This window comes from Hydrogenophaga intermedia, assembly GCF_000723405.1.
GTDB classification, from domain to species: domain Bacteria; phylum Pseudomonadota; class Gammaproteobacteria; order Burkholderiales; family Burkholderiaceae_C; genus Hydrogenophaga; species Hydrogenophaga intermedia.
The window spans coordinates 1-2,211 of the sequence record NZ_CCAE010000114.1; the positions used below are offsets into that span (position 1 = coordinate 1).

At 59.0% G+C, this 2,211-nt stretch carries 1 protein-coding gene; it reads left to right on the top strand.

Features of this window, described 5'->3' with window-relative positions; translation table 11 throughout:
- The coding region (locus tag BN948_RS25355; RefSeq protein WP_035624907.1) for a Tn3-like element IS1071 family transposase at positions 1-2,068 on the top strand (2,068 nt) is incomplete at its 5' end.
- Positions 2,069-2,211 lie beyond the last annotated feature (143 nt).

The following is a 2,211-nucleotide window of genomic DNA, read 5'->3' on the forward strand; positions in this document are numbered from 1 at the left end:
GTATTGCCTGTTCACCACCACAGACCAGTTGATCCTTATGGTGCAGCGCCGGATCGCCGATCTGTGGCGTCAGGCTGCCGCCGATGTCCCCGCTACCGTCAATTGGGCCGCAATGTACAAAACGCTGCTCGGCGAACTTGTTGCCTTGAGCGCGCAAGGTGCGGTGCCAGATGCTGAGTTGCGTGCCCGTCTTGAAGCCTTGATCACCGAAACCCAGAAACGCAAACCACCGAGCAGGGCCTCCCTGGTCCGCGAGGGATTGATTGATGGAATTCGCCCCGTGCGGTCGTTGCTCGTCGCCATTGCAAAGCTGCCCTGGCAGGCCACCGGCGAGCATCCTGCCATCGAGTACCTTGCCAAGCTGCAAGCTTTATATCTCAAAGGATCCAGAAAGCTGCCAGTTGAAGTGGTGGCACCAAGTCTGGGAATGATCTGGCAGGTTTCGATCTCCAGCCCAGACCGGGAACGGGCGTTTCAGGCGTTGGAGGTGGCCACCCTGTTTGCCCTGCGCCGCGCGGTGCGCAATGGCTCGGTCTGGATTGAGCACAGCCTGAGCTTTCGGGGTCGTGCGCGCTTGTTCTTCACGGACGAGCGTTGGCAGGCAGAGTCCAAGAAACACTATGCCCGTCTATCGTTACCCAGCAAGGCTGCCACTTTCTTGAAGCCTTTGCTGGCCAGAGTAACTGCCGGTGTCGATGCGGTGGCCGCTGCAGCCCGCAGTGGCGTACTGCGCGTGGATGATGAACTCCATTTGTCGCCATTGCCCGCAGAGGACGAAGACCCAGAAGTGACCAAGCTGCGCGCGGCTTTGGATCACCGCATCGGTGAGGTTCAATTGCCGGAAGTGATTCTGGCCGTTGACGCCCAGGTGCGCTTTAGCTGGATCATGCTCGGACGTGAGCCGCGCTCTACCGACGAGCTGCTGATGGTCTATGCCGGCATCATGGCCCACGGCACCAGTCTGACTGCGGTCGAATGCGCGCGCATGATTCCGCAATTGTCTGCCACCAGCATTCGCCAGGCCATGCGCTGGGCGCGGGACGAACGGCGTCTGAGCCAGGCCTGCCAGGCTGTGCTGGAATTCATGCAGCGACACCCGATTGCCGCCACCTGGGGGCGGTCCGATTTGGCATCTTCTGACATGATGAGCATGGAGACCACCAAACGGGTGTGGCAAGCCCGGCTTGATCCTCGGCGCAACACACCTTCCATTGGAATCTACTCCCATGTAAAAGACCGGTGGGGCATCTTCCATGCGCAGCCCTTTGTGCTCAATGAGCGCCAGGCGGGCGTGGCCATTGAAGGTGTCATCCGCCAAGAAAAGCTGGAGACCAGCCAGCTTGCTGTGGATACCCATGGCTACACCGACTTTGCCATGTCACATGCCCGTTTGCTTGGTTTTGATCTTTGCCCGCGGTTGAAGGAACTCAAACAGCGCCACCTCTTTGTGCCACGCGGCACCAAAGTGCCCGCAGAAATCGCTGCGGTGTGCGAAGCCAATGTCGACGTCGCTTTGATCGAAAAGCATTGGGATAGTCTGGTGCACCTGGCAGCCTCGGTCATGAGCGGACATGCCAGTGCGGTGGCAGCTCTTGCGCGGTTCGGTTCTGCCGCCCAGGGCGATCCAATCTATGAGGCTGGCGTGCAATTGGGGCGGTTGCTGCGTACGGCGTTTTTGGCTGACTACTTTGTCAAGGACGCTTTCAGGAACGAGTTGCGCCGGGTGCTCAATCGGGGCGAGGCTGTTAACGCCCTCAAGCGCGCCATTTATACCGGCCGGATCAGCCCGGCGCAGGCCAAACGTGTCGATGAAATGCAGGCTGTGGCCGATGCGTTGAGCCTGATGGCCAACATCGTGATGGCGTGGAATACCTCACAGATGCAGGCGGTCCTGGATCGCTGGTCGAACCGCCGCCAGGTCATTCCACCGGAACTGATCGGGAAGATTGCGCCCACCAGGCTGGAGAGCATCAACTTGCGGGGTGTGTTTCGCTTCCCGGTTGACCGCTATGCTGACCAAATCCTGCCTTCGCGGCCAAATGCATCGATAACTGGCACCAATGGATGAAACCGACCACGGTTTGACGCCACGAATCGCAGATTTGAAAGTGAACAGGAAAGTCAATGAAATCAACGATCTACCAACACCACCTCCGCGCCAGTGCTAGCTTTTCGTACCGTCACTTATTGCACTGAAAACGAGGAGACCCC